25 protein-coding genes are annotated in these 25,748 nt (G+C 39.6%); 12 read left to right on the forward strand and 13 right to left on the reverse strand.

The window, feature by feature from the left end; translation table 11 throughout:
* Positions 1-40: 40 nt before the first annotated feature.
* Positions 41-916, forward strand: a complete 876-nt coding sequence (locus U1E44_RS04595; RefSeq protein WP_322929876.1) for a DUF4382 domain-containing protein — start codon at positions 41-43, stop codon at positions 914-916.
* Positions 917-973: 57 nt separating this feature from the next.
* Here the strand turns inward: U1E44_RS04595 and U1E44_RS04600 are convergent, their stop codons facing one another.
* A complete protein-coding gene (locus tag U1E44_RS04600; protein ID WP_322929877.1) occupies positions 974-1,414 on the reverse strand; it encodes a DUF4174 domain-containing protein in 441 nt (146 codons plus the stop codon).
* Between the two features lie 249 nt (positions 1,415-1,663).
* A complete protein-coding gene (locus U1E44_RS04605; protein WP_416242045.1) occupies positions 1,664-2,539 on the reverse strand; it encodes a sugar phosphate isomerase/epimerase family protein in 876 nt (291 codons plus the stop codon).
* Positions 2,540-2,897: 358 nt separating this feature from the next.
* Between U1E44_RS04605 and U1E44_RS04610 the strand changes: the two genes are divergently transcribed.
* The 7 genes from U1E44_RS04610 (at position 2,898) to U1E44_RS04640 (ending at position 12,080) form a co-directional block, all read left to right on the forward strand.
* Positions 2,898-3,779 carry a dienelactone hydrolase family protein gene (locus tag U1E44_RS04610; RefSeq protein ID WP_322929879.1) on the forward strand — a complete coding sequence of 294 codons (882 nt, stop codon included), beginning with the start codon at positions 2,898-2,900 and terminating at the stop codon, positions 3,777-3,779.
* A gap of 90 nt (positions 3,780-3,869) precedes the next feature.
* Complete coding sequence (locus tag U1E44_RS04615; protein ID WP_322929880.1) at positions 3,870-4,079, forward strand: hypothetical protein; 210 nt, start codon at positions 3,870-3,872, stop codon at positions 4,077-4,079.
* Between the two features lie 95 nt (positions 4,080-4,174).
* On the forward strand, positions 4,175-5,086 hold the full coding sequence (locus U1E44_RS04620) for a sugar phosphate isomerase/epimerase family protein (protein ID WP_322929881.1): 912 nt from the start codon (positions 4,175-4,177) through the stop codon (positions 5,084-5,086).
* A gap of 208 nt (positions 5,087-5,294) precedes the next feature.
* Positions 5,295-6,389 (forward strand): redox-regulated ATPase YchF, encoded by a 1,095-nt coding sequence (gene ychF / locus U1E44_RS04625; RefSeq protein WP_322929882.1) that lies wholly within the window; start codon positions 5,295-5,297, stop codon positions 6,387-6,389.
* 161 nt (positions 6,390-6,550) lie between these two features.
* Positions 6,551-8,407 (forward strand): DNA topoisomerase IV subunit B, encoded by a 1,857-nt coding sequence (locus U1E44_RS04630; protein ID WP_322929883.1) that lies wholly within the window; start codon positions 6,551-6,553, stop codon positions 8,405-8,407.
* A 32-nt stretch (positions 8,408-8,439) separates the two neighbouring features.
* Positions 8,440-11,052 carry a DNA gyrase/topoisomerase IV subunit A gene (locus U1E44_RS04635; RefSeq protein WP_322929884.1) on the forward strand — a complete coding sequence of 871 codons (2,613 nt, stop codon included), beginning with the start codon at positions 8,440-8,442 and terminating at the stop codon, positions 11,050-11,052.
* Positions 11,053-11,123: 71 nt separating this feature from the next.
* A complete protein-coding gene (locus U1E44_RS04640) occupies positions 11,124-12,080 on the forward strand; it encodes a sterol desaturase family protein (protein WP_322929885.1) in 957 nt (318 codons plus the stop codon).
* A gap of 279 nt (positions 12,081-12,359) precedes the next feature.
* Here the strand turns inward: U1E44_RS04640 and U1E44_RS04645 are convergent, their stop codons facing one another.
* Together U1E44_RS04645 and U1E44_RS04650 are read right to left on the reverse strand one after the other, a co-directional pair.
* Positions 12,360-12,737, reverse strand: coding sequence for a hypothetical protein (locus tag U1E44_RS04645; RefSeq protein WP_322929886.1), 378 nt, complete (start codon positions 12,735-12,737; stop codon positions 12,360-12,362).
* Between the two features lie 51 nt (positions 12,738-12,788).
* On the reverse strand, positions 12,789-13,163 hold the full coding sequence (locus U1E44_RS04650; protein WP_322929887.1) for a helix-turn-helix transcriptional regulator: 375 nt from the start codon (positions 13,161-13,163) through the stop codon (positions 12,789-12,791).
* Between the two features lie 212 nt (positions 13,164-13,375).
* Here U1E44_RS04650 and U1E44_RS04655 point away from each other — a divergent pair, with 212 nt between their 5' ends.
* The 3 genes from U1E44_RS04655 to U1E44_RS04665 all read left to right on the forward strand — a co-directional run bounded on the left by U1E44_RS04655 (position 13,376) and on the right by U1E44_RS04665 (position 15,822).
* Positions 13,376-14,548, forward strand: coding sequence for a M14 family zinc carboxypeptidase (locus U1E44_RS04655; RefSeq protein WP_322929888.1), 1,173 nt, complete (start codon positions 13,376-13,378; stop codon positions 14,546-14,548).
* A gap of 111 nt (positions 14,549-14,659) precedes the next feature.
* Positions 14,660-15,139, forward strand: coding sequence for an Lrp/AsnC family transcriptional regulator (locus tag U1E44_RS04660; protein WP_322929889.1), 480 nt, complete (start codon positions 14,660-14,662; stop codon positions 15,137-15,139).
* Positions 15,140-15,300: 161 nt separating this feature from the next.
* On the forward strand, positions 15,301-15,822 hold the full coding sequence (locus U1E44_RS04665; RefSeq protein ID WP_322929890.1) for a DinB family protein: 522 nt from the start codon (positions 15,301-15,303) through the stop codon (positions 15,820-15,822).
* On the opposite strand, the gene U1E44_RS04670 is transcribed toward U1E44_RS04665, so the two are convergent.
* Positions 15,819-16,169, reverse strand: coding sequence for a hypothetical protein (locus tag U1E44_RS04670; protein ID WP_322929891.1), 351 nt, complete (start codon positions 16,167-16,169; stop codon positions 15,819-15,821). The genes U1E44_RS04665 and U1E44_RS04670 overlap by 4 nt on opposite strands.
* A gap of 99 nt (positions 16,170-16,268) precedes the next feature.
* Positions 16,269-17,330 (reverse strand): 3-dehydroquinate synthase, encoded by a 1,062-nt coding sequence (gene aroB, locus U1E44_RS04675; RefSeq protein ID WP_322929892.1) that lies wholly within the window; start codon positions 17,328-17,330, stop codon positions 16,269-16,271.
* Positions 17,331-17,421: 91 nt separating this feature from the next.
* Here aroB and U1E44_RS04680 point away from each other — a divergent pair, with 91 nt between their 5' ends.
* Complete coding sequence (locus U1E44_RS04680) at positions 17,422-18,591, forward strand: proline dehydrogenase family protein (protein WP_322929893.1); 1,170 nt, start codon at positions 17,422-17,424, stop codon at positions 18,589-18,591.
* A 16-nt stretch (positions 18,592-18,607) separates the two neighbouring features.
* Here the strand turns inward: U1E44_RS04680 and U1E44_RS04685 are convergent, their stop codons facing one another.
* The 7 genes from U1E44_RS04685 to U1E44_RS04715 form a co-directional block, all read right to left on the reverse strand.
* Entirely contained in the window at positions 18,608-18,994 is a 387-nt protein-coding gene (locus U1E44_RS04685; protein WP_322929894.1) for a hypothetical protein, read from the reverse strand.
* Positions 18,995-18,997: 3 nt separating this feature from the next.
* The gene (locus tag U1E44_RS04690; protein WP_322929895.1) at positions 18,998-20,197 is read right to left on the reverse strand and encodes an alanine dehydrogenase; all 1,200 of its coding nucleotides are present in this window, start codon (positions 20,195-20,197) and stop codon (positions 18,998-19,000) included.
* Positions 20,198-20,313: 116 nt separating this feature from the next.
* Positions 20,314-20,958 (reverse strand): hypothetical protein, encoded by a 645-nt coding sequence (locus U1E44_RS04695; protein WP_322929896.1) that lies wholly within the window; start codon positions 20,956-20,958, stop codon positions 20,314-20,316.
* Positions 20,959-21,047: 89 nt separating this feature from the next.
* Positions 21,048-21,185, reverse strand: coding sequence for a hypothetical protein (locus U1E44_RS04700; RefSeq protein ID WP_322929897.1), 138 nt, complete (start codon positions 21,183-21,185; stop codon positions 21,048-21,050).
* Between the two features lie 847 nt (positions 21,186-22,032).
* A complete protein-coding gene (locus tag U1E44_RS04705; RefSeq protein ID WP_322929898.1) occupies positions 22,033-23,250 on the reverse strand; it encodes a glycoside hydrolase family 18 protein in 1,218 nt (405 codons plus the stop codon).
* 229 nt (positions 23,251-23,479) lie between these two features.
* On the reverse strand, positions 23,480-25,162 hold the full coding sequence (gene ggt / locus U1E44_RS04710; RefSeq protein WP_322929899.1) for a gamma-glutamyltransferase: 1,683 nt from the start codon (positions 25,160-25,162) through the stop codon (positions 23,480-23,482).
* Complete coding sequence (locus U1E44_RS04715; protein WP_322929900.1) at positions 25,150-25,743, reverse strand: acyl carrier protein phosphodiesterase; 594 nt, start codon at positions 25,741-25,743, stop codon at positions 25,150-25,152. The genes ggt and U1E44_RS04715 overlap by 13 nt, the downstream gene beginning before the upstream one ends.
* Between the last annotated feature and the right edge of the window lie 5 nt (positions 25,744-25,748).

A 25,748-nucleotide genomic window follows, 5' to 3' on the forward strand; every position in this document is an offset into this window, starting at 1 on the left:
CCAAAAAGTTGAATTATTTTTTAAATTAAAATCAGAACTTATGAAAAATACGTATTTGTTTATCGTATTAAGTGTTGCAGCCGTCTTATTTTTTGGCTGTTCAGATGCTAATGATAGTAGTAGTGCTACTGGTCGCTTAAGCGTGATACTTACGGACGCCCCTTTTCCATCCGATTTAGTGGCTGAGGCTAATGTGACCATTTTTAAATTGGATGCCCGCTTAAAAGGAGAAAGTAATGAAATAGACGAGGCAGCCGACGAAGCTGCTTCTTTTGAAGTGCTCATGGAGAATGAGATTACTGTAAATTTATTGGATCTTACCAATGGCATTTCGGCTCAATTGGTGAATGCCGATGTGCCTGTAGGATCTTATGATCTAATAAGGGTATTTGTAAAGGGTATTAATGTGGTGCTTACCGATGGCACTACCTACGATTTGCAAGTACCTAGTGGATCACAAAGTGGGATTAAAGTATTTATTAAACCCAACTTGGTCGTAAGTGGTGGTTTGTCTTCCGATCTCTTGCTCGATTTTGATGTAAGCCGTTCTTTCATTCCGAAGGGTGGTCGTCACGATATTGGAGGAATTACGGGGTTTAACTTTAAACCGGTGATTAAAGCCAGTAATATGACTACCGCAGGAACGCTTGCAGGGGTGGTTACCACTACCCAAGAGGCATTGGCTGTTGGATTAGAAGGGGTACAGGTTGCTATATTCGCAGCAGATACCCTGAACACAACGGCTTTTACCGATGTTACAGGAGGGTATACGGTAATGGGGCTTGTTGCAGGCTCCTATGATGTGGAAGTGGAATTGGAAGGTTTTGAATCACAATCTGAAGAAGGCATCGCCATATCAGCAGGTAATAAGACGATTCAAAATTTTGAACTCATTGCTACCGAAGTGCTGCCTTAAACCTTAGTTGTAATTTCATCACAAAGCAAACCGTCTCTGCGTATTTGAGACGGTTTTTTACTTTGGATTTCGCAACTCAGCCTGTCGCATAGGCATGCCGTCTATGAGCGTAAAAAGTGTTTCTAGAGACACCCATTGTGTTTTTCGAAGCTTTACGCCACCGTCTAAACCGATGAGTACGATTTCGAAATCACTTTTCTCCTTTTTATAGCGTTGGTACCATTGGGCTCCGTTACGCCAGGTGCTCTTATTTTGAAGCCCCATTTTGTATTGTTTTGGCATACATTGATAAACCACCAATTTGCGCTCGTTCATTCCTTGTATGTCATGCTGCAATACCGAAATTTGATGCAAAAAGTTAGGGTTTGTGACATTTGTTGAAAACACGATTAGCACTCTGTCCTTCCAAACATGTTGAGACAGTTCTTGAGCCTTTATTGGCGATAGCGTCCTTATGAAAGCGAATACTATTAGAATATACAATCCTTTTATGGACATAAAAATAGGTAATGATGGACTTTGTTAGTGCAGGTGTTTACTTATTTCCGATGCAAATACGTTGTTTTTTTGTTTTTCCAGACAGTAAGGTACAAAATAATCGGTTTTGATTAAAACTTCAACATGCGGATCCCTAATGTTGACCATAAGGATTATTAACTGCCCTAAAGATTCAAAAAAAATCCGTCTCATGAAAGTTCAAGAGACGGATGTTTAAAATGGATTCGGTCGTAATTTGATAAAAAGGCGTTATTTAAATCCAAATTTTTGAATGCCTTTATGGCTAATTCTAATGGCTTCTAAAGGTTTAAGGTCGAAGGTGTTGTCTTGTTCTACCATATAATACTTCATCCCGGATAATTTTTTGTTGGCTAAAATTTTGCTAAAATCGATAGTGCCATTGCCCACGGGAGCAAATTTTCCCTCAGTATCCATATCTTTTACATGCCAAATTTTAAAACGACCGGGGTATTTCTTAAAATAAGCAATAGGACTCGCTTCTGCCTTGGTTACCCAATACAGATCCATCTGGAAATTTACTAATTTCGGATCAGTATTCTCCAGCAAATAATCGATAGGAACAATCCCGTCCTTATCTTTTTTAAACTCAAAATCATGGTTGTGATACAGCAACTGTAATCCGGCTTTTTTGCATTTTTCTCCCAAGGTGGTGAGTACGTTGGCCAGTTGCGCTGCACCACCGGTCATTCCCATAGTTCGCGTAGTTGCATCAAAGGTAAACGTACCCATTGGCGGTACCGGGATCACAAAATATTTAAATCCGGCTGCCTTTACATCAGCAATCATGGCATCGGCATTTTCTAAGGTCACAGAGCCTTGATGGGTACTAATAGGGTTTAGACCCAATTCTTTTAGTAGGTTTTTAAATTCTACAGGAGTCATTCCATAAAATTTACCATCGGCATAGCCTGCGGCTTCAATATTTTTGTATCCGGCATCGGCAACGGCCATTAAGGTTGCGCGCGCATTAATTCCCATGTCATCCCTAACGGTGTACAAGGCCAATCCTCCTAGTTTTTTTTGGCCATAGCTGCTGCACAAAGCCATCGCAAAAAACAGCATAAAAAGCGATTTCGTAAGTGTGTTCTTTCGTAACATATTCATCGGTTGTTGTTTAAGTTAAAATAGGCTTAAAAGTAAGGTTTTTGATTTACATTTTCGTTGTTAAGGCACAATATCCGTAATCGATTATGTGCTTTTATAACAAATTCATTTTATTTAATCGGTAAAACTACCTATATTTCGAAAGCACAACCATAGCACCCATAAGATCACAATACTCCTAAAAACCTACAGCAGGTTTTATTAGGAAGAACTGCAGAAACCTACATAAAAAAAGCCATGATGAAGGCTTACGATAAATGAAGGTAAATGAAACACTCATGTAAAAATAGTGACGCACAGGAGTATAATTATCGTAGGGCGTTCCATGGGATCACGTAACAGTACTAAAAATAAACACATGAAAATCAGCAAAGAACACCTTACCCAAGAAGTATTTGATTTATATGATGATTATGCCCACAATCGCATAGCGCGTCGCACCTTTATAGAAAAACTGTCGGTATACGCCGTTGGCGGCATAACGGTAGCCTCACTAATGAGTTTTTTAATGCCGAATTACATGGATTCTGTTGTGGTTTCACCGGAGGATCCCAGATTAGATTCCGATGTGATAAGCTACGATTCCCCCAAAGGAGGAGGTACGATAAAAGGATTGCTTTCGCAACCTGCCGGGAATACTAAAAAGTTGGGTGGTATTCTGGTGGTGCATGAAAATCGAGGTCTTAATCCTTATATTGAAGATACGGCTCGGCAAGCGGCTTTGGAAGGGTTTATTTCGCTAGCGCCGGATGCTTTATCGCCTTTAGGCGGCTATCCTGGGAATGATGACGAAGGACGCGAAATGCAACGCCAACGCGATCGTAACGAAATCTTAGAAGATTTTATTGCCGCCTACCACTATCTAAAGGTACATCCGCATTGTAGTGGAAAAGTGGGTGTTGTGGGATTTTGTTTTGGAGGTTGGGTATCCAATATGTTGGCCGTAAAACTACCCGACTTAGCCGCTGCGGTACCCTTTTATGGCGGGCAACCGCAGGAAGATATTGCAAACATAAAAGCCCCCTTACTCATCCAAAACGCCGCCCTAGATACCCGGGTGAATGAAGGTTGGCCGGCTTACGAAGCTGCCTTAAAAAAACATGGAAAGACCTATGAGTTTATAAATTACCCCGAGGTTAACCACGGTTTTCATAACAACACTACGCCCAGATACGACAAAGCCGCTGCCGAATTGGCGTGGCAACGAACCATAGCGTTCTTTAAGAAATACCTAGGGTAATCTTAGCATAAAAAGAGCTCATTATTCCATAAAAATAAGGTTCGCTGTCGCTGTTTTTTTTACAGGGATCGTTCGTCTACGGCTGTTTTTATGGCAATGCCATTCAATCTAAAGAGTCCCCGACCCTTAGGTCAGGGTTTCCTATTTATCGCTCCTTTAGAGGGTTGGAACTGCCTTTTTGCAGTTCCGGGTGAAGTAAAATACAAAATTTTGGTTTTTGGCCCAAAGGCCAAAATGAAACTGGCGAAACCCGTACTGAACGTAGTAGAAGTATACCCCTATGGCTTGCCTCGGGGATAGTCAGTTTCAAGAAATTTTTTATTTAAAAATAGAAGGAAGCGGGTATTTTAAATATCAGCTTATAGTATCTTTGAAAAAACTCTTATTCACTGCAAATGAATTCAATTCCTTATCCTGGTAGACGAAAGTTTATCCAACAGTCTGGGGTGGTTATAGCCACAGCGGTATTACCGATTACCGGATTTTCCAATAGTTCTTTAGCTTCCTATAAAATGGGGATACAGCTTTTTACCATAAGGGATGCGATGGCCAAAGACCCTGTTTCTACATTAGGCACGGTAAGAGCTTTGGGGTATGAGGATGGAGAGATTTATGGATTTGATGGCGAAAAAGGCGCTTATTACGGCATTAAGGCCAAAGAATTCAAAAAAATGATCACGGATTTAGATTTTACCGTGAGTAGCGGACATTATGATTTTTCCAGCTATTTTGATAAGTCCAGCGATACATTGCAACGCTATGTGGATCAATGCATAGAAGGCTCCCTGAGTATTGGCGCCAAATATATTACTTGGCCTTGGTTGGCACCGGAATACCGAACCCTTGACAATTTTAAACTATTATCCGAAAAATTAAATCGTATTGGTGAGCGGGTGACCCAAGCAGGACTCGGTTTTGCTTACCACAATCACGATTTTGAATTTACAGATCACGATGGTCAAATAGGATATGATATAATCCTAGCAGAAACCGACCCGAAATGGGTAAAATTGCAAATGGATATGTATTGGGTAGTAAAATCGTCTGCCAAGAGTCCAGCGAAGTGGATTGCCGAAAATCCGGGACGTTTTGTAATGTGGCACATTAAGGATATGGACAAAGTAACGGGCGATTACTCCGAAATGGGCAATGGCTCCATTGACTATGTTTCCATGTTAGCCACCTTAGATCATGATGCGTTGGAATACTACTATATAGAACAAGGCGGTAATTTTAAATACAATTCCATGCAGAGTATTACGGATAGTGCGGTCTTTGTAAAGGCACATCTTAAAAAATATTTGTAACGGTATACTCCATACACATGCGTTTAATGGTGTGCATGCTGCAAGAAAAATGGCTAGGTATTTAGTATGCCGCATAAGGGAATTACCTTGTCTGACTGCCAAATGAATAGTGAGTTATACGTCCTAGGATTACGTAATCTATTTAACTCTTGTAGATGTTCTCATAAAAGAAACGGAAATAGTATATTTGCCGCTCTAAAAAAAGAAAATGAAAGCAGGTATTGTAGGGTTGCCCAATGTAGGAAAATCTACTCTTTTTAATTGTTTATCCAATGCTAAGGCACAAAGTGCCAATTTCCCCTTTTGCACCATTGAGCCCAATATTGGGGTGGTTAATGTGCCGGATACCCGATTGCAAAAATTGGAAGCCATAGTGAATCCAGAGCGTGTGGTGCCAGCCACAGTAGAGATTGTAGATATTGCGGGTTTGGTGAAAGGTGCCAGTAAAGGAGAAGGTTTAGGAAATCAATTTTTAGGAAACATACGGGAAACGGACGCCATTTTGCATGTATTACGTTGTTTTGATAACGATAACATTGTGCACGTAGATGGTTCCGTAAATCCCATCCGCGATAAAGAAACCATAGACATGGAGTTACAGCTAAAAGATTTGGAAGCGGTTGAGAAAAAAATGGACAAGGTAAAGCGCGCTGCTAAAACAGGAAATAAAGAGGCGCAGAAAGAAGAATCGGTTTTAACAAAGCTTAAAGAGGGCTTGGAAAAAGGAATTTCAATAAGAGCCATTGACATCCGGATTGAAGATAGAAAGGAATTTGTAACCCCATTGCAACTGATTACGGATAAACCGGTCATGTACGTGTGTAATGTAGACGAGGATGCCGCAGTAACAGGAAATGCGTATGTAGAAAAAGTAAAATTGGCCGTGGCGCAGGAAAATGCGGAAATTGTAGTCCTTGCTGTAGGTACTGAGGCCGATATTACGGAATTAGAAACCTTTGAAGAGCGTCAACTATTTTTGGAAGATTTAGGATTAACTGAGCCCGGTTCTGCAAAATTGATCCGAGGGGCATACAAATTATTGAATTTAGAAACGTATTTTACGGCAGGGGTAAAGGAAGTTCGGGCATGGACAATTCCCAAAGGTGCCACCGCCCCGCAGGCGGCAGGCGTAATCCATACCGATTTTGAAAAAGGGTTTATAAGAGCCGAAGTAATTGCTTTTGATGATTATATTGCTTTTGGCAGTGAAGCCAAAGTAAAGGAAGCCGGTAAAATGCGTGTAGAAGGTAAGGATTATGTGGTTAAGGATGGCGACATTATGCACTTTAGGTTTAATGTGTAGCAGCCCAATGTAGTACGTATTGTGGCTTATTTACCTTTCTATACGTAGACAGTGCTATTAACATTGTCCGCTTTTGCATTGTTAATTACTTTAAGGGCTAGGGGTTTTATCTTTTTGCAACACTTCCTATATTAGCGGAGACTTCTCAATAATCCCAATCAATGGCAGAAAATACCCAATATACAGAGGATAATATACGTTCGCTGGACTGGAAAGAGCATATTCGCTTGCGTCCAGGAATGTATATTGGTAAGCTGGGCGATGGCTCCTCGGCAGATGATGGTATTTATATTTTATTGAAGGAAACGATAGACAATTGCATTGACGAATTTGTCATGGGTTCCGGAAAAACCATCGAAATAAATATCAAAGATAATATTGTCGATGTTCGGGATTATGGTCGTGGTATTCCATTGGGCAAATTGGTCGATGTGGTTTCCAAAATGAATACGGGGGGGAAGTATGATACCCGTGCCTTTAAAAAATCCGTTGGACTTAATGGGGTAGGCACCAAAGCAGTAAATGCACTTTCCAGTTATTTTAAGGTACAATCTTCTCGGGAAAATTTGGTGAAGGCTGCCGAATTTTCGCAAGGTAATTTGGTGAAAGAAGAAGGGCCTACAGAGACGACCAAGCGAAAGGGTACTCGGGTTACTTTTGTGCCCGATGAATCTATTTTTAAAAAGTACAAATACCGCAACGAGTATGTAGAACGCATGCTCAAAAATTATGTGTACCTAAATCCTGGTCTTACCATAATTTTTAATGGAACAAAGTTTTATTCTGAAAATGGACTTAAAGATCTCTTAGAAGACAACAATAGTTTGGATGATATGGTGTACCCTATCATTCACCTCAAAGGCGAAGATATAGAGGTTGCGCTTACGCATAGCAAATCGCAATACAGTGAAGAATACCACTCCTTTGTAAATGGGCAGCACACCACTCAAGGAGGCACACATCAGGCTGCTTTTAGGGAGGCCTTGGCCAAGACCATTCGGGATTTTTACGGTAAAAATTATGAGGCTGCCGATATTCGAAAATCAATTATCTCGGCTATCGCAATTAAGGTTATGGAACCAGTATTCGAGAGTCAGACCAAAACCAAATTAGGCTCTACGGATATGGGTGGAAACTTGCCCACGGTTCGCTCCTATATTAATGATTTTATTGGAACGCAACTCGATAATTATTTGCATAAAAATCCTGAAACAGCAGAAGCATTGCAGCGAAAGATTATGCAAGCCGAACGAGAACGAAAAGAACTTTCAGGCATACGCAAATTAGCTAGAGATCGCGCTAAAAAAGCAAGCTTACACAACAAAAAACTACGAGATTGTCGCGTTCATTTGGGCGATACAAAACACGATCGGAGTTTGGAAAGTACCCTTTTTATAACCGAGGGCGATTCGGCATCAGGCTCTATCACCAAATCGCGCGATGTAAATACACAGGCGGTGTTCAGCCTGCGCGGAAAGCCATTGAACTCTTATGGGATGTCTAAAAAAATTGTATACGAGAACGAAGAATTCAACCTGTTGCAAGCCGCATTAAATATCGAAGAATCTATGGAAGACTTGCGATACAATAAAATCGTAATTGCTACAGACGCCGACGTCGATGGCATGCACATTCGCTTGCTGCTAATTACCTTCTTTTTGCAATTTTTTCCGGAACTCATAAAAGAGAATCACTTATTTATTTTGCAGACACCCTTGTTTAGAGTACGAAATAAAAAAGAAACTTTTTATTGTTACAGTCAAGATGAAAAGCGAGCAGCAATAGAAAAACTGTCAGGAAAACCGGAAATTACTCGTTTTAAAGGACTAGGTGAAATTTCTCCGGACGAATTCAAACATTTTATTGGTGCCGATATTCGACTAGAGCCGGTGATGATGGATAAAGCGGTATCTATAGAGCAGTTATTGGAGTTTTACATGGGAAAAAACACACCGGATCGTCAGGAATTCATCATCAATAATCTTAAAGTAGAAATAGACTTAATTGAAGAAAACTAACTATAAAACAAACGAATACCTAGTTTTCATCTATGGAAGATAATAAAGAATTAAATCCGGGTAATACGGAAAAACAAGAAGGATCCCAAGAAGCGTTGACCAAGGTTACGGGGATGTACAAAGATTGGTTTCTAGATTACGCTTCTTATGTTATTTTGGAACGTGCTGTACCGGCCATTGAAGATGGTTTTAAGCCTGTACAACGGCGTATCATGCATGCATTAAAGGAATTAGACGACGGTAGGTATAATAAGGTAGCCAATGTGGTGGGTCACACCATGCAATACCACCCGCATGGAGATGCCAGTATTGGGGACGCCATGGTGCAGATAGGGCAAAAGGAACTTCTCATAGACACTCAGGGAAATTGGGGTAACATTCTTACGGGAGATGGGGCTGCCGCTCCTCGGTATATTGAAGCACGCCTTTCCAAATTTGCCTTAGAAGTCGTATTCAGTCCAAAAATTACGGAATGGCAATTGTCTTATGATGGCAGAAAAAAAGAGCCTGTAAACTTACCCGTTAAATTCCCCTTACTTTTGGCTCAAGGCGCAGAAGGTATTGCTGTGGGACTTTCAACGAAAGTGTTACCACACAATTTTAATGAACTTATTGATGCTTCCATAAAACATTTAAAAGGGCAACGTTTTGCGCTCTTTCCTGATTTTCCTACGGCCGGGATTATCGATGTAACCAATTACAATGATGGTCTAAGAGGAGGTAAAATTAGAGTACGGGCTAAAATAAATCAATTAGATAGAAACACACTGGTTATTAATGAAATACCGTACGGAACTAACACTTCTACTTTAATTGATTCTATATTAAAAGCTAACGACAAAGGGAAAATTAAAATAAAAAAAATTGAAGACAATACGGCAGCTGAAGTAGAAATATTGATACACCTGCCCAGCGGCATATCTCCGGACAAAACAATAGATGCGCTCTATGCCTTTACCGCCTGTGAATCCTCCATTTCGCCCTTGGGTTGTATTATAGAAGACAACAAACCTTTATTCATAGGCGTAACAGAAATGTTGGAACGTTCTACGGACTATACGGTAGAACTCCTGCGTCAGGAATTGGAAATTCAACGCAAAGAATTAGAAGAACAATGGCATTTTGCGTCCTTAGAGCGGATATTTATCGAAAACAGAATTTATCGCGATATTGAAGAGGAAGAAACTTGGGAGGGCGTAATTAAGGCCATAGATGAAGGGTTAAAACCCTTTACTGCGCATCTAAAAAGGGCAGTAACGGAAGAAGATATTCTTCGACTTACCGAAATCCGCATCAAAAGAATTTCAAAATTCGATTTAGACAAAGCGCAACAGTTACTAGATAGTTTAGAAGCTAAATTAGCAGAAGTAAAGCATCATTTAGCTCATTTGACGGATTATGCAATCACGTATTTTAAAAACCTTAAAGCAACCTACGGAAAAGGTAGAGAGCGGAAGTCTGAAATTCGCGTATTTGATGATATTGAGGCTACTAAAGTAGTCATCAGAAATACCAAACTCTTCGTAAACCGAGAAGAAGGTTTTGTAGGTACTGCCTTAAAAAAGGACGAATACGTTACGGATTGCAGTGATATAGATGACATTATCGTGTTCACCAAAGACGGTAAAATGACCGTGACCAAGGTAGATGCCAAAACGTTTATAGGAAAAAATATTATTCATGTTGCTGTTTTTAAGAAAAAAGATAGCAGAACAATTTATAATCTCATATATAAAGACGGAAAAGGCGGTGCTAGTTACATTAAACGGTTTAACGTTACCGGAATTACCCGCGACAAAACCTATGACCTTACCACAGGCAAACCCAATTCCGAAATTCTGTATTTTTCTGAAAACCCTAATGGAGAAGCAGAAATAATTACCGTAAATCTACGACAGGCAGGCAGCATAAAAAAGCTAAAGTGGGATATCGACTTTGCCGATGTCCTTATAAAAGGAAGGGCGTCTAAAGGAAATATTGTTACTAAATACGCCATAAAGCGCATAGAATTAAAAGAAAAAGGGGTTTCAACCTTAAAGCCAAGAAAAATTTGGTACGATGAAATCGTACGTCGTTTAAATGTAGATGATAGAGGAGCGTTATTGGGAGAATTTAAAGGCGATGATCTTTTGTTGGTCATTACTCAAAAAGGAGTTGTAAAAACTATGGTACCCGATTTAACCAGTCATTTTGATGACGATATGATTGTTTTGGAAAAATGGAATCCGAAGAAACCCATAACCGCTATCTATTATGAAGGTGAAAAAGACCGCTACTATGTAAAGCGATTTTTGGTAGAACAGGAAAACAAAGAAGAAGTCTTTATAACGGAACACCCCAAATCCTTTTTAGAATTGGTTTCTACGGATTGGAGACCGGTGATTGAAGTGGCATTTGCCAAAATTAAGGGTAAGGATCCTAAAGACAATCTTATTGTTGAGCTAGATGATTTTATTGCTATAAAAGGAATTAAAGCCATGGGAAATCAATTAACACCCGAAAAGGTGAAACATGTAAATGCATTACCCTCTCAGCCGTATCAAGAGCCAGAAGATAAAGAACCCGAAGATATCGATGTGGTAGACGAAGAAACACTAAACACTAAAGACAATACACAAAATCCGGGGCAACCCACCTTATTCTAGATTTAAAATGTATACAGTTCTTTTCAAACTATGTAAATAACCTTATATTTAGCCGAAATATTAAAAATTGTATGGATTTTACAAACCCACTTGTTTACGGAGTACCTTGTTTTATTGCCTTCATCTTATTAGAACTTACTTATAGCAAAGTACATGGAGATGACCATCTTTACGAATGGAAAGATTTGTTTGCCAGTGGTTTTATGGGCGTAGGTTCGGCTATTATAGCACCCTTAATAAAAGTGGTTTCTGCTGTGGTTATTTTTGAATATGTGTATGGCCTATTTAATCCTGAGGTCAACGGTATTCGGACAAATATACTGGGCTACGAATCTTTTGGCTATGCGTGGTACGTTTGGCTTTTATGCCAATTAGCCGATGATTTTACCTATTATTGGTTTCATAGAGCCAACCACGAAGTTCGTGTGCTTTGGGCGGCGCATATTGTGCACCACTCGTCTGATAATTTTAATTTGGGCACCGCTGTTCGTAACGGATGGTTTACTATTTTATACAAACCCTTATTCTATATGTGGATGCCCGCTGTAGGGTTTGCTCCCGAAATGGTTGTGGTCTGCTTAGGTATAGAAGCATTATGGCAGTTTCAATTGCATTCGGTTTACGTTCCAAAAATGGGCTTTATCGAAAAAATATTCAATACACATACCATGCACCAAGTGCACCATGCTCAAAATGTAGAATACTTAGATAAGAACCACGGCGGATTTCTCAATATTTTTGATAAAATATTCGGTACTTGGAAGGAGTTAGATGATAATATTGATGTGAAATACGGCGTAATTCATGCACCCGATTCTTATAATCCGATTGTGATTTTAACGCATGAATACAAGGACATTATTAGAGATGTAAAGAATTCCAAAAACCTGTGGCATGCGTTCATGTACATTTTTGGGCCTCCGGGTTGGAGTCCGGACGGCAGCACACTTACCGTAAAGCAGCAACAACGTTTGTTTAAAAAGCAGCAAAAAGAGCAACCCAAAATGGTCTTTAGTAGGCCTAACTAGGAGATGCCCTAAAAACCGGCCTGCGTTCCTGTTTTCGCAATAAATAGCTTCATAAATTTTCCTATGCGTAATGTAGCAAAGCCTATTGGTAAGAACCTCATAGGTTCATTGTACTGTAGGGTATTTTTTGAATTTTACGCCCAATTTTTATGCGCTCATTTCCAGCATAATATTCCAAACGCTAACCGGAAAAATCTGAATATAATGCGCATTCTGTGCGTTCTGATTGTGGAATGGGTACTATTGCTAGGTGGATGCGTACCTTTACCTCCATCTTTGTTATTTACTTTTAATTGCGGTACCAACGGTCTTTGCGCTGCTCCCTACCAATCCGTATTCAAAGGTATACGCATCTGCCGTGGTGCTCAATATTTTTATATGAATGGCCTTTCCTTCTGCAATACTTTTGGGGTTTATCTTTTTTACAATATACTCACAATCATTAATCCATCGCACATCAGCGGTATCCCTTTCACCCTCAAAAACCTCGATTTCTACGCCTTCATTTCTTCTAAAAGTAGTTGTTTTAGCCTCTCCGTCTATGGTTGTCGTAAATGTAAAAGTACCGTTCTTAAATTGGGAACAGTTTCTGGATGGCTCATAACAACTCAGTAAAAAAAAGGAGCCTAAAAATACAAGAATACTAAATCTACTCATGTTGCAAATAACGAAAAAATCTTCGTATCAAAGTTCATAACTTTCGTATTATTATCTATTTTGATCGAAATTTTCAAAGCTGCCATCGGAATATAGCAGTATAATTCGCGATAGTTGCCTTTGGTTTGTAACGCTGCGAAAATCATTTACTTCTTCGGGTGCGGATTCCGATCCTAAAGGGAGACTTCTTGAAGGTGTTTCGTTTGGGAAATTTCCCTTTCCCAATAGCAACCAATCTAAAGTGACTTCGGGAAAAGCTGCAATAATTTTAAGAATAAACTCCAAACTTGGTTTATTTCTACCCGTAAGCAAATGCGAAATACTAGAGCGTTGTACCTGTATTTTATCTGCAAAAGCAGCGGCAGACAGCCCGTAGAATTCCTGTAGTTGCGTTAATCGCTGCACAATAGCATCCGTATGTATCATTGTATTTATTTTTCAGTCAATCACAGTATTTTTTGTTGCTAAATCCCTATAAATCGATATGTAATATTTAATTTTTTAGTTTACATAATAAAATTCATACAATTGATATAGAGTCTATTAAATGCATTTATTTATTTTAGTAAATTTCTATTGTACAATCGTTTACATTTGTAATAATTTGAAATCATAAAATACCAATTAATCAGCTTAAATTGTTTACAAATGTAAATTATTTTGAAGGTATTTTTGTATGGAATTTAAAAGAATCCGTAATGAAGGCTCCTGAGATAGCGTACACCAAAATCAAACAAAGCGCAATTAGCGGTAGGTATGTGCACCCAGAACAGATTACAACCTATGTAGACAGTTTACCTTCTCGTTTTAACTCCGTAAAGTTGGGCGCATCGGTTCAGGGTAGAGCTATATATAAAGTCTCTTTCGGAAAAGGTGATACTAAAATTTTGATGTGGTCTCAGATGCACGGCAATGAAGCTACAACTACCAAAGCGGTTATTGATCTTCTAAATTTTTTAAAAACAGATCACCCATTAGTTGCTGTAATTGCGAATCGCTGTACGTTAGAAATGATACTTCAACTGAATCCGGATGGTGCTTTGGTATTTTCCAGGGTTAATGCCAATCTAGTAGATTTAAACAGGGATGCGCAGCAGCAGTCGCAACCGGAAAGCCGAATTTTGAGAACGCTTTTTGATACCTGTAGACCCGATTTTGCCTTCAATTTGCACGATCAGCGCACTATTTTTAACGTAGGTCTAACGCCAAAACCTGCAACCGTATCATTTCTGGCTCCCGCACTGGATAAAGAAAGAAGCATTTCAACCTCCAGACGCTTAAGTATGCAACTTATTGCAGCCATGAACCAAGGCTTACAACAAATGATTCCGGGTCAAGTAGGGCGGTTCGATGACTCTTTTAATCCCAATTGTGTGGGCGATTGTTTTCAAATGTTACACACCCCAACCGTTTTGTTTGAAGCTGGACATTTTCATGAGGATTACGAAAGAGAAAAAACACGTGAATATATTTTTTGGGCCTTGTACAAGGCCTTAGACACCATTGCAAACGACACATTGCGGGAGTATGATTTTAAAGAATATCTGAGCATCCCCGAAAACAATACCCTGTTTTTTGATGTTGTGGTGAAAAATGTACATCTTTTAAATCCAAAATATGATCAGGGAGTCCATGCCGGTATCTTGTATAAGGAAAAGCTTCATGGTACTTTGGTGCATTTTGAACCGGTTTTATCGGATTTAGGTCTTTTAGAAGGGTATTTCGGACATAAAACTTTCGATTGTACTATGGCAGAAGATCTTTCAGTTCTACAACAAAGTACGCATCTTGTTGGTAAATTGCTAAGGTAATATGTAAAATATTTCTTCAAGAAGGGAACAATCTTTACAGATTTACTAAAAAAATTGAAGTTTTATTGAATTTAATTTCCTAATTCTTTACTTTTGCCAAAAATAATAACCATGAGCAAAGTTAAATTAGACGAAGTAGATCATCAGATTCTGGATATGTTGATCGACAATACCAGAACCCCATTTACAGATATAGCCAAAAAACTTCTTATTTCCGCAGGTACGGTGCATGTGCGGGTAAAAAAAATGGAAGAGGCAGGAATTATTAAAGGTTCTTCGCTCACCTTGGATTATGTGCAACTGGGTTATGCTTTTATTGCCTATGTTGGAATTTTTCTAGAAAAAACACATCAAACCAAATTTGTTTTGGAGCGATTAAATCAACTTCCTTTTGTAACCGTAGCACACATTACTACCGGGAAATTCAATATTTTTTGTAAGATACGAGCCAAAGACACCAATCATGCCAAAAATATTATTTTTAAAATCGACGATATCGACGGCATAAGTCGCACCGAAACCATGATTTCTTTAGAGGAGAGCATTAACGACAAAAAGCGATTAATGCATACTATATTTAACGAGTTGTAATCTTCTTTGTTTTCGAATCATCTTTTATAATCCCATTCCGTATCGCGTTTGGGATTTTTATTTTTATACCGATGCGTGTTTTTAAGAACCTATTCACGGGTAACTCCTATTTATGATGCAAAGTGCTTCAAGATTAATTAAACAATTAAACCTTAATTACTGTGAAAAAATCGGATTTAGCGCCCTATCATTTTGAACATTTTTATAGCACATACCTTAATGCAATAGACGATCTAGAATTGCACAATAGCTTATTGGAAGGTATGCACGAGTTTGTACATTTTATAGGTTCAATAGCAAAAGATTGTTTTCAGAATACCTATATGGAAGGTAAATGGACACTGGCGGAGGTTTTGGGGCATATTATAGATACGGAACGTGTTTTTCAATACCGTGCATTGCGTTTTTCTAGGAATGACAGTACGCCTTTACCGGGTTTTGATCAAGACTTGTTTGTGTTTTCTGCAGATTACAAGCTACGAACGGCCGAAAGTTTTGTGGAAGAATATAGTGCTGTCCGAAAGTCTACCATCACCTTATTCCAGAATTTTACGGAGGCTCAATTACATCGTAGAGGCATAGCCAGCCAAATACCTTGGAGTGTAGCCGGTTTGGGTTTTGTAATTAGCGGACACCAAGCACACCATAAGCGAATTTTGGAAGAGCGGTATCTTGGGGCTTAATTGTAGTCTAGATCGTCGTCCATTTCGGGCTCTAAATTCAACAAAGCAATAGGGTCATCGCTATCATCATCAAAATCGATATCTCCTTTTTTCACTTCAACGGTTTTGGCACTCAATTCTTTTTCCAGTTTTTCGTCAAAATTAGCAATGAAGTGAGATAAGCTTTTGCTTATTTTAACTAAATAAATCGTATCGGTGGTACGTATTTCTACGGCTTCAACAATTTCACCCTGACTATTCTTAAAGGTAATTATATCTTCGTCTCCATAACCGTAGGGGTAATTCTCAATTAAAAGCGCAGCCACGTCAAGGCTTAATTTTTTGTAATCTACAAGAACACGTTTCATAAAATATAGTTTAGAAGGTTTACAATCTCTAAACTATATTTTTTTTACATCGGCGCTACAAAAGAGTTGTAAAACACTGAAAACAAGTAGGTCTACCGCTTAATCTTTGTAGTATGCCAATGCGTCCTGTAGTACCTCATTGGAAATTTGCACATCAATTACGGTATGACCAATAGTTTCTAACAGGGCAAAATTTACCTTGCCGTGAGAATTTTTCTTATCAAATTGGAGTAAGGTTATTATTTCAGAGAAATCAATGCCCTCAAAATCCACTTTTTTATAACGGTTTAAAAAAGTGGTTCTAATATCGTCTAAATCAGCCTTGGAAAGTCCACATGCTTTATAAGAAAGATAGGCTTCCATAACCATTCCCACCGCAATGGCTTCGCCATGCAACAATAGCTCGTGATCTTTACTTTCTAAAAAAAAGGACTCCACGGCATGCCCTAAAGTATGTCCGAAGTTTAAGCTTTTTCGGAGATGTTGTTCCGTTGGATCTTGTAACACGATTTCATTTTTTATTTGTACGGAGGCATATATCCATGCGTCTAAGGCGTCATAGCCATCCAATGTCTTTAGGTGCTCCCAATAGCCTCGATTTCTAATAAGTCCGTGTTTTAACATTTCGGCATACCCGCTATTCAGTTGTCGTTCATCCAGGGTTTTTAAAAAATCAGAAATAACCAAAACCATTTTAGGCTGATTGATTACTCCAATTTGGTTTTTAAGGGCACCTAAATCCACCCCTGTTTTCCCTCCTACGGAAGCATCTACCATTGCGAGCAGTGAAGTAGGTACATTAATAAAGTTAATCCCTCTCTTAAAGGTAGAAGCTACAAAGCCACCCAAATCTGTGACCACGCCGCCTCCTAAATTTAACAACAGACTCTTGCGATCGGCATCCTTATCGGACAACCATTGCCAAACTTTGGTGCAGGTGGCTATGTTTTTGTGAATTTCACCGGCTGTAATTGAAAACACTTGTGCATCGTCGAGGCCTCCTAAATTGCACTTAAAACTAGGCAAACAAAATTCCTTTGTATTCTCATCTGTCAGAATAAATAGTTTAGAATAGTGCGTTTGCTGTAGGTGTTGATGCAGTGCAGCATAGGCCGTTTCATTAAAATGTACAGCGTAAGAATCGGTAATAATGGAATCCATTCGAAATTGATCTGAACCACAAAATAAAGATTATTTTTCAAGCTAGGAAACATTATTTCCGTGTTATATTTGATCAAATGTCCATTTTGTAATGATTGATACCCTATTTGAAGACACGGCGACGGCTTTTTCCTTAAAATCGGATTCCGAATTGGAGCGTGCCTACTTTTTATTCAAACTAATAGCCAATGAACCTTTGGTAAAAATTGGTGCGGCGGTAACCCATTTTGCTATTAAAGCGCACCTGCCCATTGAAGGTCTAATCCGAGCTACGGTTTTTGATCATTTCTGCGGAGGTGTCACGGAGGAAGACTGCTTGCCTGTCATTGATAAAATGTGCGATAAGGGTGTAAAATCGGTATTGGATTTTTCTGTGGAAGGTAAGGAAGAAGAAGCTCAATTTGATTTTGCGCTGGAAAAAACCTTGAACATGTTGCGGTTTATGAAAGAAAAAGCAGCTATTCCGTTTGCTGTTTTTAAGCCTTCAGGTTTTGGACGATTGGCACTTTTTGAAAAAGTGGGTGCCTCAAAACCATTAACCGAAAAAGAGAATGTAGAATGGCTTCAGGTAGTGCAACGGTATGAGCGTGTGTGCAAAGAAGCCTCAAACTTAGATGCAGCGCTTTTAATTGATGCCGAAGAAAGCTGGATGCAAAAGGCAGCAGATGAGCTGGCAGAAAAAATGATGCAAAAATACAATACCGAAAAAACCATTGTCTTTAATACGCTTCAAATGTACCGTTGGGATCGGATGGATTACCTGAAAGAGCTTTACCATAAAAGTGAAAAACAGGGATTTAAAATAGGCATTAAAGTAGTTCGTGGAGCGTATTTAGAAAAGGAGAACGATAGGGCAGAGGCAATGGCATACGCATCGCCAATTTGTCCCTCTAAAAAAGCAACGGATGAAAATTTTGATGCCTGTATCACCTATAGTTTAGCCCATTTGGAACGCATTGCATTATTTGCCGGAACGCATAACGAACGTAGTACGTATAAGCTCATGGAACAAATGAATACCATGAAAATTGCCCTAAATGACCCTCGTATTTGGTTTGGACAATTATATGGAATGAGCGACCATATTACCTTTAATTTGGCAGCAAAAGGCTATAATGTGGCAAAGTACCTGCCCTTTGGCCCCGTCCGCGATGTCATGCCATACCTAATTAGAAGGGCCGAAGAAAATACCTCTGTGGCCGGACAAACCAGCAGGGAATTAGATTTGCTCAAAAAAGAACGCAAACGACGAAAAATATAAACAGCCCCAAAACGTTTTACCGTGAAGATGAAAAATGCTGAATGGTCGCTATCGAGTCACAATTTACAACTTCCATAAAAGCGTCTGTTCCTTTAGAGTTCCCTTCTATGACGTATGTTTTACAAGGTTGTGATTGTGTATCACTTTTTCTAAAATTTATAGTGCCGTCCTTTAAAAAATAAGCAATGGTGGTAGCGTCTAATTGTTGCCTATCTATTAAGTCTTGTACTACAGGCGCATACGCCAAGGTTTTGGAGCGGATATCTTTAAGTACCCTACAATTGGGGAAATAACAAAATTCTACACCCGCTTCGTCTGCTTTGCCTTTTAAAAAGTAAGTTAAGAAAATAAGGCCTATAGCAAGACCGATGATATAAAAGCCCAAACGCTTTAAAAATGCCATTGTCTAAAATATAAGAAAGTTGATATCACTGTACGAAAGATCAAACCACTCGCCTACAGACTTATTTGTTAAAATACCGCGATAGAGGTACAAACCGTTTCGCAGCCCTTTATCGTATCGCAAACCGTTCTCAATACCGCCATCTTCCCCAATTTTTAGCAAATAAGGGGTAAAAATATTGCTTATTGATATGGATGCGGTTTTAGGGTAGCGCGATGGAATATTGGGAACGGCATAATGGATAACGCCATATTTTACGCGTGTAGGCTTATCATGACTTGTAACTTCACTGGTTTCAAAACAGCCGCCCATATCGATACTTACATCAATAATTACAGCACCTTTTTTCATATGCTCCACCATGGTGTTAGAAACAACCACAGGCGAACGGTCTTTGCCTCTTATGGCTCCAATGGCCACATCACATCTTTTCAGTGCTTTCAATAGGTTTTTGGGTTGCAATGTAGAAGTATAAACGGTCTGTTTTAAATTGGTCTGTATGGTGCGTAATTTTGAAATGGAATTATCGAATATTTTGATATTCGCTCCTAAGCCAATAGCAGAGCGAGCGGCAAATTCGCCTACCGTTCCTGCACCAATAATGACCACTTCTACCGGTGGAACGCCACTGATATTGCCAAACATAAGACCATTTCCCTTGTTGGTTGCCGCCATAATTTCGGACGCAATTAAGACGGTAGAAATTCCCGCAATTTCCCCTAGCGAACGCACCGCAGGGTATTTGCCATCTTCGTCTCTGATATACTCAAAGGCAATGGCCGTAACTCTTTTCTTAGCGAGTTCCTCAAAATATTTTTTGTTCTGAGTTTTTATTTGCAAGGCCGATATAATGGTCGTTTGCGGATGCAGTAGTGCTATTTCGGACAGGGTGGGCGGTTCTACTTTTAGCACTAATGGGCAGGAAAATACCCGTTTCGTATCTCGGGTTATCTCGGCACCGGCATTGGTGTAGTCCAGATCACTAAAATTGGCACCATCGCCGGCACCGGCCTCTATCAAAATTCTATGACCATGGGCTGTAATGGCATTCACCGCGTCGGGAGTAAGGCAAATACGTTTTTCTTGGTATTGATTCTCTCTTGGGATACCAATGTAAAGTTCTCCTTTTTGCTTAAAAATTTCTAAGGTTTCTTCCTGTGGAAGTAGTTGCTGCTTGCTAAAAGGAGAAGAAGGTTGGTTCATGCGCCGAAACGGTTTTATGCTACATACTACTACTACGTAGTCGGGGCTAATTTACAACTTTTAGCGCAACTTTAAATTGAATATTAGAAGGAAAGCCATGCTGTAAGCGGAAGTAGCTACAGTTTTATATCGAACAATCTTTCCACTTTTCCTTGAAACTCAGCGATAAATTGATCTAACTTGCCGGAAGACGTATTTTCGGATGGGGCTACCGTTTGATTGTCTGTTTGTGGATCGTTGCGAGGAGTATTGCCGTTTTTTAGTTCTTCTTTTTCTTTATAGGCTTTTAGTTCGGCATCAATGGCTTCTAGGTCTATACCGTGAACATGTTTATCGTAAAGCTTTATTCTGATAAAATAAACAAAGGGAATTACTACCATGCAGACTGGAAGCAACCATAGAATATTCTCAGTATCTACATTACGATCATTTGAAAATATACCTTCAAATATCTGAAACGCATACATCATTAATGGAATTAGAATAGAATGATACCACCATTCTTTACATGTAAAAAACCAAAGCGTTATAAGATAAAGAGGAACTAATTTAGTTAGCATAAACCAAGCATAAGTCGAAACATCTGCGAAGCCATGATTATCTATTGAAAACCAAAATATTTTTATTTCGGCTTCTGGATCTGTAGGCAAATATTCATGCAAATTAAATACGAAAGGAGAGATAACTATAGAAATAAATATCATAGTCTCTATAATTAGCCTTTTTTTTGCTAACTTATTAAACGTATTTTTCTTTCGCATGTTTTAATTAGAAGCAATATTGTTCTAATACAACGAAAAAAAGGCAATGAAATTATTGCCTTAAAAATTTTTTGGACAAAATATGTGAATTATTTTGCGATTGGAGCCTTTTTGATAACTTTTGTTCTGTCAACTCCAAGTGCGTCGGTATCATTGCTAGGGATGTAAGTTGATGCTACCAACATACCAACGGCCATAACGGCAAAAACGATTTTTTTAGTGTTCATAATAAACGATTTTAGTTAAAATTTGGATTCATTTTCAATTCAAATGTAGGAAAAAAATCACTTCATCCATGCGATTCATCGATAAAATTACACATTTTAACAGAAAAATCACTCACTTTATCGATTTTAACACTTTTTAGCACGCGATTGTACAATATTTCCAATTGCCAAGCGTATCTGTTTGCCGCTCTTTTGGGCTCACAATTTCTCAGGTTGTGGTTTATTTGGTTTTTTATCAAAAGGAAAAACAAAGAATTTCTTGAACCTGACTAGCCCCGGGGCAAATCCCTAAGCTAAATGCCATACTGCGTTTATTGAAGTGATCAGGGCAAGTTTTACCAGTTTCATTTTCACCTTAAGGTCGTCAATCTAAAGATTCCCCGACCCAAGGGTCGGGGTTTCCTATTTACCTCTCCTTTGGAGAGGTCGGAACTGTCTTTTTGCAGTACAGGGTGAGGTGAAATACAAAATTTCGGTTTTTGGCCCAAAGGCCAAAATGAAATTGGCGAAATACCCCTATGGCTTGCCTCGGGGATAGTCAGGTTCAAGAAATTTTTTATTCCCAAATTCATTATTTTACGGCACCCAAAATTACCAATAGCAGTTTGGACCGCTCCAAAGGTGGGATCCATATGGAAACTCAGGGGATTGCCCTTAGATTGTATTCTTACTACAGTTTGGCCACGTTGTAATTTTTAAAAAGCCCATGGGTTAAGCCATGGGCTATAGCACTGTTATGAAAATATATTGTATGATTTTTTGAGGTGGTTTTTGTTTAGTGAGCTCCCAATTGTATTGGGGCTCTAAAACCTTTTTGAGCCCATAGTGGCGATTTGGGCTAACAGACTTATTTGGCAGTGGCTTTATAAATTGCGTCCAGCAAACTCCCTTTTTCTTTGGTATCATTACCCAATTCCCAGAACATGATTCCGCCGAGACCTTTATCTATGGTATATTTGGTTTTTAATGCCACAGAAACCGTGTCGTCGTACGATACAAATAAGCTGTCCGCCGCATGATACAGAAAGGGTGCTTTGGCTTCAGAATCCCAAAAGCGCTGAAAATCAGTATTGGGTTCAAATGAGTTTCTAATTTCGTGATACGCCATCCACCCTGTATGCAACCCTGTACTCAACTGGTAAAGACCATTATTGGCCGGCGGAACACCTTTCCACACCCTACCATAAAATGCACTTCCGATAACGATCTGTTTTGGATCAACGCCTTCATCGATCAAAAAATCCACAATTTTTTCGGCGGAATGAGGGTCTGCATCACGATTTTGACCCCTTTGATATAAACTATCCAAATGCGCATGAAATGGTGTGCCTTGCATGGATTGGCTTTTTACATCGCCTAATGGCGTATGATGTCCTGTATAGATAGAAACGCCGGAAACTTGATCATAGGTCATTACATTGGTAAAATCCGCATACTTCATGACCTCATTGAGCTCAATATGGTCGTAGTACCGCTTCCATCCGGCCGAAGCGAAGGTTAATAATTTAGGGGTATTAAAGGTATCCAGCATCTCGCGCAAACCTTTCATGAGTGCAGTAAAATTCTTTGTATCTACTTCACGTGCTTTGGTACCTGCACCGGAAATGCCCGGATACTCCCAATCCATGTCCATCCCGTCGAGCTCATATTTTTCTATAAAATCGGCAGCACTTTTAATAAATTTTGTTCGACTTTCTTCGCTTAATGCCATATCCGAAAATCCATCGGCACCCCATCCACCACAGGCTATCATCACCTTTAGGGCAGGATTACGTTCCTTTTGTTGCACGAGTGCCGCAAGCTTTGGCCCTGCTTCTTCAGGATTTCTAAATTTCATTTCCCCATCTATAACATGGGTGAAAGAATAGATGATATGGGTCAACTTTTCAACCGGGATTTTTTCCGGTTCATAGGGTGACTCTGGCACATAGTAGGCCATAATAACAGGATTTAAGGCTACTACCTCGTCTGTCGTTCCGGTTTTTTGATTTTTAGCTTGCGGCGCACAACTTATCATAACCATAAAGCTGAATAGCTGCCCTAAGGCAAAATGTTTATACCTCATACTGTATTTATTTTTGACTCCACCTAGTAAGCCTTGTAACCCAATCCGGATAGCTTTTACCTCTAATATAATTCTTTTTTACAAGAATAGGTGCCTTTTTTTTGGGTTGATTGCCGGGGCAGCACTTCAAGGGCTCTAAAGTAGTACGGCTATTTAAATCTGAAAAAAGCAAAGACATTAGCCAAAACCTTTAAGTACGTTTTAGCGAAAAAGATTCTAAACAAACGGCCTAAAACCCTATAGCGGTATCGTCTCCCCGCGTATCGGCACCGGCTTCCAATCGCCCATCGGGTAATCTGCGAATGGCATCTACTTTTCCTATTATAGGGGTGCGTTCTTCATTGATGATGTACCCTTTACGGGCAAGATGCTGTTTAAGTTCTTTAGAAAATCCTTCGGGCTCAAACACAATCTGATCGGGTAACCATTGATGATGAAAACGGGGCGCATCTACAGCCTCTTGCATGCTCAGGTTAAACTCGTACACATTTAAAATGGTCTGCGCTACAGCGGTTATTATTGTAGATCCGCCGGGGGTACCTACTACCATCCACAGTTTTCCATCTTTTTCTACAATAGTCGGCGTCATACTACTCAGCATGCGCTTTCCAGGCGCAATACTGTTGGCTTCGGCTCCAATAAGCCCAAACATATTGGGCTCTCCGGACTTCGCACTAAAATCGTCCATTTCATTGTTTAGAAAAAAACCGAGTTCGTCCGAAAATAGTTTGGAACCGTAGGCACCGTTTAAAGTAGTCGTTACCGAAACCGCATTACCCTCTTGATCTACTATGGAATAGTGCGTGGTTTCATCACTTTCTATAATTTCAATTTCCCCATGACTTACATCTTCGGATTTAGTGGCTTTATCAAAAGAGAAATTGGCCATGCGCTGCGTAAGATATTGTGTGCTTAGAAGCACGTCTAAAGGAATGGACACAAAATCTGGATCGCCCAAAAAATAATTACGATCGGCATAGGCTCGCCTTGCCGCCTCGGTAAAAAGTTGAATTGTTTTCGCAGAATTATGTCCGTACGTTGCCAACGGATACGAAGCCATCATTGTAAACATTTGGTTCATGGTAACACCGCCGCTACTGGGTGGACTCATAGAAATGATTTTTAAATCCTTATAGTTAAACTGTATTGGTTGTCGCCATACGGCTTCGTAGGAGGCTAAATCTTCTTCGGTTACATACCCGCCCTTTTCTTGAATAAAACGAGCCAATTTTTCCGCCGTTTCCCCCTTATAAAAACCGTCTCTACCCATAGAAGCAATCTTTTGCAGTGTAGCGGCTAAAGCGGTATATTTTATAGTATCTCCCGCCTTAAAATCTTGCGCAAAAAACGTACTATCTCCATTTACTTCTATAAAAAGGGCTTTCGCATTCGCTAGCCGGGTAGCTTGTTTTTCCGTAACTACGACTCCCTTTTCTGCGAGGTCTATGACCGGTTGAAGAATTACATTTAAAGGTAAGGAGCCCATTTTTTGATGTACTTCAATAATCCCGGCTACCGTACCCGGCACGCCCACGGCAGTGGCACCCAAGGTACTTTTTTTAGGAACTATTGTACCTAACGAATCAAGATACATATCCTTATGCGCTGCCAAAGGTGCTTTCTCTCGGTAATCCAGGCTACCCACATTGCCATCGGCTTTTCGATACACCATAAATCCGCCACCGCCCAAATTACCGGCAAAGGGATAGGCAACTGCCAAAGCCATCTCCGTAGCTACCATGGCGTCAAAGGCATTGCCTCCCATTTGTAAAATCTGCACCCCGATTTGTGAGGCTTCTTCACGGGCAGATACCACCATGGCGCGTTCGGTAACTAAACCAGTGGGATGGGCTTCTTTTTTTCCGCAATGTAGCAATAAAAAAAAGCAGGGGAGGAGCACTAATCTTCGCATAGGGACGTAAATTTAATTTTTGAAAAGATAATCAATTCTTCAAAAAAGGAGGAAAACTCGTTCTGAAATTCTTCATAATGTGTTTCCAGATCGGAAATCGCCAAATTCATTTTAGATCTGTGCTGTGTGCGTCTATTCATCCCATTCAACACCTTGGCAATCCCTTCCATCTTAGCATAATTTAAAAGCCAATTATCCGATATCATATAAGGCATCATACGTTGGGTGCCCTCGGGCAGGACTTCAAAATTTTCTTGCAGCAGGTCGTAAAATTGATCTACAAAAACAGGCAGTGGTGTTTGGGAATACAACTGCCAATTTACGGCTAAGAAATGATCGTAAAAAATATCGACAATAACCCTACTGTAATGACTGTAATGCGCATGAAGACGTTTGGTGCTTATGCGCACCGTTGGATGCGCGTCGGTAAAGGTATCTATGGCACGATGAAGTAGAATTCCCTTTTGAATTCCTTTGGATAAATGTTGAAATTTGTTGCCCTTAATACTGTCAGCAATAAAATTTCCAATGGTTATTTCATCGTCATCAAAGGATAAATAAATATGAGCCAAAAAATTCATAGGGT

Origin of the sequence: Aurantibrevibacter litoralis (genome assembly GCF_034651555.1) — a bacterium.
Taxonomy (GTDB): domain Bacteria; phylum Bacteroidota; class Bacteroidia; order Flavobacteriales; family Flavobacteriaceae; genus Aurantibrevibacter; species Aurantibrevibacter litoralis.

Excerpts from the sequence above, each read along its gene's own strand:
- U1E44_RS04595 (WP_322929876.1), top strand. The coding sequence starts at position 41 with ATGAAAAATACGTATTTGTTTATCGTATTAAGTGTTGCAGCCGTCTTA.
- U1E44_RS04600 (WP_322929877.1), bottom strand. The coding sequence starts at position 1,414 with ATGTCCATAAAAGGATTGTATATTCTAATAGTATTCGCTTTCATAAGG.
- U1E44_RS04605 (WP_416242045.1), bottom strand. The coding sequence starts at position 2,539 with ATGAATATGTTACGAAAGAACACACTTACGAAATCGCTTTTTATGCTG.
- U1E44_RS04610 (WP_322929879.1), top strand. The coding sequence starts at position 2,898 with ATGAAAATCAGCAAAGAACACCTTACCCAAGAAGTATTTGATTTATAT.
- U1E44_RS04615 (WP_322929880.1), top strand. The coding sequence starts at position 3,870 with ATGGCAATGCCATTCAATCTAAAGAGTCCCCGACCCTTAGGTCAGGGT.
- U1E44_RS04620 (WP_322929881.1), top strand. The coding sequence starts at position 4,175 with ATGAATTCAATTCCTTATCCTGGTAGACGAAAGTTTATCCAACAGTCT.
- ychF (WP_322929882.1), top strand. The coding sequence starts at position 5,295 with ATGAAAGCAGGTATTGTAGGGTTGCCCAATGTAGGAAAATCTACTCTT.
- U1E44_RS04630 (WP_322929883.1), top strand. The coding sequence starts at position 6,551 with ATGGCAGAAAATACCCAATATACAGAGGATAATATACGTTCGCTGGAC.
- U1E44_RS04635 (WP_322929884.1), top strand. The coding sequence starts at position 8,440 with ATGGAAGATAATAAAGAATTAAATCCGGGTAATACGGAAAAACAAGAA.
- U1E44_RS04640 (WP_322929885.1), top strand. The coding sequence starts at position 11,124 with ATGGATTTTACAAACCCACTTGTTTACGGAGTACCTTGTTTTATTGCC.
- U1E44_RS04645 (WP_322929886.1), bottom strand. The coding sequence starts at position 12,737 with ATGAGTAGATTTAGTATTCTTGTATTTTTAGGCTCCTTTTTTTTACTG.
- U1E44_RS04650 (WP_322929887.1), bottom strand. The coding sequence starts at position 13,163 with ATGATACATACGGATGCTATTGTGCAGCGATTAACGCAACTACAGGAA.
- U1E44_RS04660 (WP_322929889.1), top strand. The coding sequence starts at position 14,660 with ATGAGCAAAGTTAAATTAGACGAAGTAGATCATCAGATTCTGGATATG.
- U1E44_RS04670 (WP_322929891.1), bottom strand. The coding sequence starts at position 16,169 with ATGAAACGTGTTCTTGTAGATTACAAAAAATTAAGCCTTGACGTGGCT.
- aroB (WP_322929892.1), bottom strand. The coding sequence starts at position 17,330 with ATGGATTCCATTATTACCGATTCTTACGCTGTACATTTTAATGAAACG.
- U1E44_RS04680 (WP_322929893.1), top strand. The coding sequence starts at position 17,422 with ATGATTGATACCCTATTTGAAGACACGGCGACGGCTTTTTCCTTAAAA.
- U1E44_RS04685 (WP_322929894.1), bottom strand. The coding sequence starts at position 18,994 with ATGGCATTTTTAAAGCGTTTGGGCTTTTATATCATCGGTCTTGCTATA.
- U1E44_RS04690 (WP_322929895.1), bottom strand. The coding sequence starts at position 20,197 with ATGAACCAACCTTCTTCTCCTTTTAGCAAGCAGCAACTACTTCCACAG.
- U1E44_RS04695 (WP_322929896.1), bottom strand. The coding sequence starts at position 20,958 with ATGCGAAAGAAAAATACGTTTAATAAGTTAGCAAAAAAAAGGCTAATT.
- U1E44_RS04700 (WP_322929897.1), bottom strand. The coding sequence starts at position 21,185 with ATGAACACTAAAAAAATCGTTTTTGCCGTTATGGCCGTTGGTATGTTG.
- U1E44_RS04705 (WP_322929898.1), bottom strand. The coding sequence starts at position 23,250 with ATGAGGTATAAACATTTTGCCTTAGGGCAGCTATTCAGCTTTATGGTT.
- ggt (WP_322929899.1), bottom strand. The coding sequence starts at position 25,162 with ATGCGAAGATTAGTGCTCCTCCCCTGCTTTTTTTTATTGCTACATTGC.
- U1E44_RS04715 (WP_322929900.1), bottom strand. The coding sequence starts at position 25,743 with ATGAATTTTTTGGCTCATATTTATTTATCCTTTGATGACGATGAAATA.